The sequence below is a fragment of the uncultured Limnohabitans sp. genome (assembly GCF_937889215.1).
Lineage (GTDB): Bacteria > Pseudomonadota > Gammaproteobacteria > Burkholderiales > Burkholderiaceae_C > Limnohabitans_A.
This window is the reverse complement of sequence record NZ_CALBEX010000205.1, coordinates 1-7564: the sequence shown is the minus strand read 5'-3', so window position 1 is coordinate 7564 and position 7564 is coordinate 1. Positions and strand designations below refer to the sequence as shown.

Below are 7564 nucleotides of genomic sequence, written 5' to 3'. Positions count from 1 at the left end.
CTGGCGCATTTGTGGCTGGTGACCTTGCACCCGTTTGACGACGGCAATGGCCGCATCAGCCGAGCCGTGGGCGACATGGCCTTGGCCCGAGCAGAAGGCTCTGCACAACGGTTTTACAGCCTGAGTGCGCAAATTCAGCGCGAGCGCAAACAGTATTACGAGCAACTCGAAATCACCCAACGCGGCACGCTGGATGTGACCCCGTGGCTTTATTGGTTTTTGGGCTGCTTGCTGCGTGCGGTGCAGGGTGCTGATGGTTTGTTGGCAGGTGTGTTGGACAAAGCCCAGTTCTGGCAACGCTGGGCGGGCACGCCCTTGAACGCACGTCAGACCTTGGTGCTCAACCGCGTGCTCGACGGCATGGACGGCAAGCTGACCAACGCCAAATGGGCCACCATCGGAAAGTGCTCGGCTGACACGGCGCTGCGAGACATCAATGATTTGTTAGCGCGTGGTGTGTTGCGCCGTATGGATAGTGGCGGGCGCAATACGGCTTATGAGTGGGTGATGTAAGGCGTGTGCCACGTCCTTCGCCCAAGTGGTGGGCTCCTGCAAAAATCTATCCTTTGCCTGTTGCGCAAACCTTCAAGGGTCGTATTCATTAGGGGAATGCGGCAGTTGTAACTAATTGCCCCATCTTACCGAATAAACAGGTAACTGAGGTTATGGTCAAGTCGCCTCAGGGGTGCTCGTTACCGGGCCTCGATAATTTTGGAGTTTTTTCATGCGCCTTCGTCAAATTTTGTTGTTGCTCTTGCTGGCGTTGGCCGTGGGTGCGTTTGTGGCCCTCGACTTGGGTCGGTTTCTGAGCTTTGAGCAACTCAAAGCCAGCCAAGCCAGTTTTGCCCAGCTGCACGCTGAGCAGCCGCTCACGGTGGCTGCGGTGTATTTCTTGCTGTATGTGGCCGCCACGGCTTTGTCCATCCCCGGCGCAACCATCATCACGCTGGCCGGCGGCGCGATTTTTGGGTTGTGGCAAGGTTTGTTGATCGTGTCGTTTGCATCTTCTGTCGGCGCCACGCTGGCGTTTTTGGCGTCGCGCTTTGTCTTGCGCGATTGGGTGGAGGGCAAGTTTGGCAACCGTTTGGCCGACATCAACGCGGGCGTGGACAAAGAAGGGGCGTTTTACCTCTTCACGCTGCGCCTGATTCCGGTGGTGCCGTTTTTCCTGATCAACTTGCTCATGGGCCTGACACGCATGAAGGTTTGGACTTTTTACGGTGTCAGCCAAATCGGCATGTTGGCCGGCACGGCCGTGTTTGTGAACGCGGGCACGCAGCTGGCGCAGCTCGAATCGGTGCAAGGCATTTTGAGTCCCGCGCTTTTGGGCAGCTTTGTGCTGCTGGGTATTTTCCCGCTGATCGCTCGTCGCATCGTGGCCGCGGTGCAAAAGCGCAAGGTCTACGCCCGCTGGGCCGACCAGCGCCCCAAGACCTTCGACCGCAACCTGATTGTCATCGGCGGCGGCGCCGGTGGTTTGGTCAGTGCCTACATCGCGGCAGCGGTCAAGGCCAAGGTCACGCTGATCGAGGCCCACAAAATGGGCGGCGACTGCTTGAACTACGGCTGCGTGCCGAGCAAAGCGCTGATCAAAAGCGCCAAGCTGGCCCAACAAATGCGTCATGGGTCGAAGTACGGTCTGAGTGACGCATCACCGAGCTTCAGTTTCAAGGCGGTGATGCAGCGGGTGCACGACGTGATTGCCGCCATCGAGCCACACGACAGCATCGAGCGCTACACGGGCTTGGGCGTGGAGGTGTTGCAGGGCTACGGCAGATTAGTGAACCCGTGGACGGTGGAGGTGGCGTTGAACGACGGCACAACCCAACGCTTAACGGCCCGCAGCATCGTGATCGCTGCTGGTGCCCGCCCCTTTGTGCCGCCACTGCCCGGTCTGGATGACGTGGGCTACGTGACCAGCGACACGTTGTGGGACGAATTTGCGAAGCTCGATGAAGTGCCCCAGCGTTTGGTGGTGTTGGGCGGTGGCCCCATCGGCAGCGAACTCGCACAAAGCTTTGCCCGTCTGGGTTCGCACGTCACACAAGTGGAAATGGGTGCACGCATCATGGTGCGCGAAGACGAGGAGGTGAGCGAACTTGCCAAAGTTTCACTGGAGGCCGACGGCGTGCAAGTGCTCACCGGCCACAAGGCGTTGCGCTGCGAACTGGTGAACGGCGAAAAGACCTTGGTGGTGGAACACGCCGGTGCGGAAAAACGCATCGTGTTCGACCAGTTGCTGTGCGCCGTGGGCCGCGTGGCGCGGCTGCAGGGCTATGGCCTGGAAGACTTGGGCATCCCTACCCATCGCACGGTGCAGACCAACGAGTACCTGCAAACCATCTACCCCAATATCTACGCCGCTGGCGATGTGGCGGGCCCCTTCCAGTTCACCCACACCGCCGCGCACCAAGCTTGGTACGCCGCCGTCAATGCACTGTTTGGCGAATGGAAGCTGTTCAAGGCCGACTACTCGGTCATCCCATGGGCTACCTTCATCGACCCCGAGGTGGCGCGTGTGGGCCTGAACGAGCAAGAAGCGAAAGAAAAGAATATCCCTTATGAGGTGACCAAGTACGGCATTGACGACCTCGACCGCGCCATTGCAGACAGCGAAACGCACGGCTTTGTGAAGGTGCTCACAGTGCCGGGTAAAGACAAAATTTTGGGCGTGACCATCGTTGGCGCGCATGCGGGAGATTTGTTGGCTGAGTACGTGCTGGCCATGAAACATGGCTTGGGTCTGAACAAAATTTTGGGCACCATCCACACCTACCCCACGATGTCAGAGGCCAACAAATACGCGGCAGGCGAATGGAAGCGGGCCCATGCGCCGCAGAAGTTGCTGGCTTGGGCCAAGAAATACCACGACTTCAAACGAGGCGTTTGAAGTCGTGACTCGACACCTCGTCGCACTCGCTTTTGTGGGGGTCGGGGCATTGAGTGCAAACGCCACATCGCCACTGCCTTTGTCGGGTGCTTTGTCACCCTTCACCAGCCAGCACAGCGCCACGGCACCGGGCTGGCGGTTTGTGGGCTTGCCCAACAAACCCGAGGTCAGCGCCACGCGTTTTGACTTGGGGCAGGTCGACGGTGTGGCTGGCGTGCAGATGCGCACCGACAACTCTTACGGCACTTGGGCACACGAGTGGCGCGGCACAGCGGGCATACTGCAATGGCGCTGGCGCTTGGACCAAGCCTTGAGCGGGGGCCAGCGACCGGCCGATTTGCGACGAAAAGACGGCGATGACATCGCGCTCAAAGTTTGCGTGATGTTTGACCATGCGCTCGATCGCGTGCCCTTTGGCGAACGCACGTTGTTGCGCGTGGCGCGGGCGGTCACCGGTGAAAACCTGCCCGCAGCCACCGTGTGTTACCTGTGGGACCCACTGCAAACCAGCAGCACGAGCGCCGCTAACCCTTACAGCAGGCGGGTGCGTTACGTGGTGGTGCAAGGCAGCGGCGCACCAGAGCAACAGTGGCTGAGCGTGTCGCGCGACGTGGCGCAAGACTTTCTCGTGCTTTTTGGCGACGAACTGCCCGCCGGCAGCACCACAGCGGCCTTGCCACCGGTCAGCGCGGTCGTCATTGGTGCTGACAGTGACAACACGCAAGCTCGCAGCAGCGGATGGATCGCCCAACTGCGTTGGCGCTGACGGCATCGCTGGACATGGGGTCACTTTAAAATAAGGCCCTTTTGCCTTCAGCGCTTCCTTATTCATGCTTGCTCATCTGCGCCGCACCTGGCTTTTCAATATTCGCAATGACATCCTCGCCGGCCTGGTGGTCGCGCTGGCCCTTATCCCTGAGGCGATTGCGTTTTCCATCATTGCGGGCGTGGACCCGAAGGTCGGGCTCTACGCATCGTTTTCGATCGCCACCATCATCGCGTTTGCGGGCGGTCGCCCCGGCATGATTTCGGCGGCCACGGGCGCGATGGCGTTGGTGATCGCGTCCCTGGTCAAAGACCACGGCTTGCAATACCTGCTGGCCGCCACCGTGCTCACGGGTGTGTTGCAGGTGATCGCGGGCTGGCTGCACCTGGGGCAGTTGATGCGCTTTGTGTCGCGCTCGGTCGTCACCGGCTTTGTGAACGCGCTGGCGATCTTGATTTTCATGGCCCAGTTGCCCGAGCTCAACCCGAGCACCGTGGGCGTGACCTGGCATGTGTATGCCATGACCGCCGCGGGCCTGGCCATCATCTACGGCCTGCCTTACTTCACCAAGGCCGTGCCTTCGCCGCTGGTAACCATCGTGGTGCTCACAGCCGTGTCCATTGCGCTGGGCCTGGACATCCGCACCGTGGGTGACATGGGCGAGTTGCCCAGCAGCTTGCCCGTGTTCTTGCTGCCCGACGTGCCCTTGAACTGGGACACGTTCATGACCATCCTGCCCTACTCGGCCACGCTCATGGTGGTGGGTTTGCTGGAGTCGCTCATGACCGCGACCATCGTCGACGACATGACCGACACCCAGAGCAACAAGAGCCGTGAGTGTGTGGGCCAAGGCGTGGCCAACATCGCCACCGGTTTCATTGGCGGCATGGCCGGTTGCGCCATGATTGGCCAGTCGGTGATCAACGTGAAGTCCGGTGGCCGGGGCCGTTTGTCGACCTTGGTGGCGGGCGTTGTGTTGCTGATCTTGGTGGTGTTTTTGGGTGAGTGGGTCAGCCAGATCCCGATGGCCGCATTGGTGGCGGTGATGATCATGGTGTCGATCGGCACCTTCAATTGGGGCTCGTTCAAGAACCTGCGTGAACACCCCAAGAGTTCGAGCGTGGTCATGCTGGCCACGGTGGTGGTGACGGTGTTTACCCACGACTTGGCGCAAGGCGTGTTGACCGGTGTGTTGTTGTCGGGCTTTTTCTTTGCCCACAAAATTGGCCAAATTTTGTTGGTGCATTCAGACCGCACACCCGATGCTCACAGCTACCAGGTGGTGGGGCAGGTGTTTTTTGCCAGCGCCGAGCGCTTTGTCAACGCGTTTGACTTCGGCGAAAAGGTCGCCAAAGTGGTCATTGACGTGAGCCGCGCGCACTTCTGGGACATCACGGCAGTCAGTGCCTTGGACAAAGTGGTCTTCAAATTCCGACGCGAAGGCGTGGAGGTGGAAGTGCGAGGGCTCAACCAGGCCAGTGCCACCTTGGTCGATAAGTTTGCCGTGCACGACAAAGACGGCAAAGACCTGATCATTGGGCATTGAGCCATGGCCGACCGACTCAAGCTTTATCTGGACCTGATTCGCTGGAACCGGCCTGCAGGTTGGTTGCTGTTGTTGTGGCCCACTTTGTCAGCCCTGTGGGTTGCGGCAGGGGGCTTTCCTGGCTGGCATCTGATCGTGGTCTTCACGTTGGGCACTTTTCTCATGCGCAGTGCGGGCTGCTGTGTCAACGATGTGGCGGACCGTGATTTTGACAAGCACGTCAAACGCACAGCGCAACGCCCAGTGACCAGTGGGCGCTTGGGCGTGAAAGAGGCGCTTGGCGTGGGTGTTTTTTTGGCTTTGTGTGCATTTGGATTGGTGCTCACCACCAACCGTGCTGCAGTGGCATGGTCGTTTACCGCGTTGGCAGTGACCTTGGTTTACCCCTACGCCAAGCGCATGGTCTCGATGCCTCAGGCGGTGTTGGGTGTGGCTTTCAGTTTTGGTATCCCAATGGCTTTTGCCGCCATTCAAAGCGAGGTGCCGCCTTTGGCATGGGGCTTGTTGCTGGGCAACTTGTTTTGGGTGCTGGCTTATGACACCGAGTACGCCATGGTGGACCGTGATGACGATCTGAAAATCGGCATGAAAACTTCGGCCATCACGCTGGGCCGCTTTGATGTGGCCGCCATCACCGGGTTTTATGGGGCGTATGGGGTGGTTTGGGCAGTGTTGCTGGATGCGCCTGCGCGAGGGGTTTGGATGTGGGCGGGCCTTGGCGGGGCTGCTGTGCAAGTGGCCTGGCATGTATGGTTGATCAAGGACCGCACCCGAGAAGGCTGCTTCAAGGCTTTTCGCTTGAACCATTGGCTGGGGTTCAGTGTGTTTGCTGGGGTGGCGCTGTCGACCAGCCTGGGTGCGGGCGTCGCCTGATGCGGCCCCTGGCCCTCAAACCCTCAAGCCTTGCCAAATTCATCGCCCAATTCGCCCGCTCGCAGCTGCGCTGCCTGCATGGCCTTCACAAACGAGGCTTTGATGCCAGAGGCCTCCATCGAGGTGATGGCCGCGTAGGTGGTGCCACCTTTCGAGGTGACGCGCTGGCGCAGCACTTCGGGAGACTCGGTGGATGCTGCGGCCAAGCTGGCTGCGCCCGAGAATGTTGCCACAGCCAACTGGTAGGCCTGCTCGGGCGATAAGCCCATGCCTGTGCCTGCTTCGGTCATGGCCTCTAAAAAATAAAACACATACGCCGGACCTGAACCGGACAAGGCGGTCACGGCATCGAGTTGCGACTCTTGCGTGACCCAAAGAAACTGACCGGTGGTGCCAATGACCTGCTCGACCAGCGATCGGTCAGCGGGCGTGACGCTGGGGCAGGGGAACAAGGCGGTGATGCCTTGGCCCACCAGTGCCGGGGTATTGGGCATGCTGCGCACCACGCGCTCAGTACCGATCCAGCGGCAGATGCTGTCCGAGCGAATGCCGGCGGCGACAGACAGGTGCAGGGCTTGACGCGTGTGTGGCATGACTGGAACTGCGGCTTCGCTGAACATTTGGGGCTTCACAGCCCAGACGACCAAGTCGGCTTGGACCAAGGACGGATGGGCGCAGGGCCAGGCGCTGATGCCAAAGTCAGTCTTTAATTTGGCGGCGGTCTGGGCAAAAGGTTCGATCACGGTGATTTGATCGGGCTTCATGCCTTTGCGAATCAGGCCGCCAATGATGGCGCTGGCCATGTTGCCGCCGCCGATGAAGGCGATGTGGTGTTCAGAAGAGGTCATGTTGAGGGCCTAAGGGGAATATCTGTGCGGTCAGTGTGCGTGATGAAGCATGCAGCCCGCACATTGTCGCCGCTGGCGTCCTGGCGCTTGAATCGGCCCAATGACTGAAAGAGCGGGGCAATTGCAAAAAACTTTTGCGAAGTTGTTGCACGCGCCCTCATTTGCTGGCATAATCGTGGGCTTCGCCTTGCAAAAGGTGTAAGTATCTGCCCAATCTGAAGTGTTGCGAGTGGTTTGCAGCATGAATGACGGGTCCAAGACTGATTCTTGTTTGTTGGCTTTTGGGCTGGCAGACAAAGAATACAAGTTGGGAACAAAGAAATGATCCAGACAGAATCTCGGTTGGATGTAGCCGACAACACCGGCGCTAAGTCCGTGCTGTGCATTAAGGTGCTCGGCGGGTCCAAGCGTCGCTATGCAAGTGTTGGCGACATCATCAAAGTGAGCATCAAAGAAGCTGCCCCACGTGGTCGCGTCAAAAAAGGCGAGATCTACAGTGCTGTGGTGGTTCGCACCGCCAAAGGCATTCGCCGTGGCGATGGCTCCCTCATCAAATTCGATGGCAATGCTGCAGTGTTGCTGAACGCTAAGTTGGAGCCTATTGGCACCCGCATCTTCGGCCCGGTCACGCGTGAATTGCG

General features: G+C 59.4%; 7 protein-coding genes. 6 read left to right on the top strand and 1 reads right to left on the bottom strand.

Annotation, left to right across the window (positions count from 1 at the left end):
* The 5 genes from Q0341_RS05365 to ubiA form a co-directional block, all read left to right on the top strand.
* A partial coding sequence (locus tag Q0341_RS05365; protein WP_299511050.1) for a Fic family protein occupies positions 1-513 on the top strand: 513 nt, incomplete at its 5' end.
* Between the two features lie 211 nt (positions 514-724).
* The gene (locus Q0341_RS05360; protein ID WP_299511049.1) at positions 725-2890 is read left to right on the top strand and encodes a bifunctional TVP38/TMEM64 family protein/FAD-dependent oxidoreductase; all 2166 of its coding nucleotides are present in this window, start codon (positions 725-727) and stop codon (positions 2888-2890) included.
* Between the two features lie 4 nt (positions 2891-2894).
* Positions 2895-3656: a DUF3047 domain-containing protein gene (locus Q0341_RS05355; protein WP_299511048.1), complete on the top strand. Its 762-nt coding sequence runs from the start codon at positions 2895-2897 to the stop codon at positions 3654-3656.
* Positions 3657-3720: 64 nt separating this feature from the next.
* The gene (locus Q0341_RS05350) at positions 3721-5202 is read left to right on the top strand and encodes a SulP family inorganic anion transporter (protein WP_299511047.1); all 1482 of its coding nucleotides are present in this window, start codon (positions 3721-3723) and stop codon (positions 5200-5202) included.
* 3 nt (positions 5203-5205) lie between these two features.
* Positions 5206-6075 (top strand): 4-hydroxybenzoate octaprenyltransferase, encoded by an 870-nt coding sequence (gene ubiA / locus Q0341_RS05345; protein ID WP_299511045.1) that lies wholly within the window; start codon positions 5206-5208, stop codon positions 6073-6075.
* Between the two features lie 23 nt (positions 6076-6098).
* On the opposite strand, the gene proC is transcribed toward ubiA, so the two are convergent.
* Positions 6099-6923 carry a pyrroline-5-carboxylate reductase gene (gene proC / locus Q0341_RS05340; RefSeq protein WP_299511043.1) on the bottom strand — a complete coding sequence of 275 codons (825 nt, stop codon included), beginning with the start codon at positions 6921-6923 and terminating at the stop codon, positions 6099-6101.
* A gap of 321 nt (positions 6924-7244) precedes the next feature.
* On the opposite strand from proC, the gene rplN reads away from it, so the two are divergent.
* On the top strand, positions 7245-7564 hold a 320-nt coding region (gene rplN / locus Q0341_RS05335; RefSeq protein ID WP_299511042.1), incomplete at its 3' end, for a 50S ribosomal protein L14.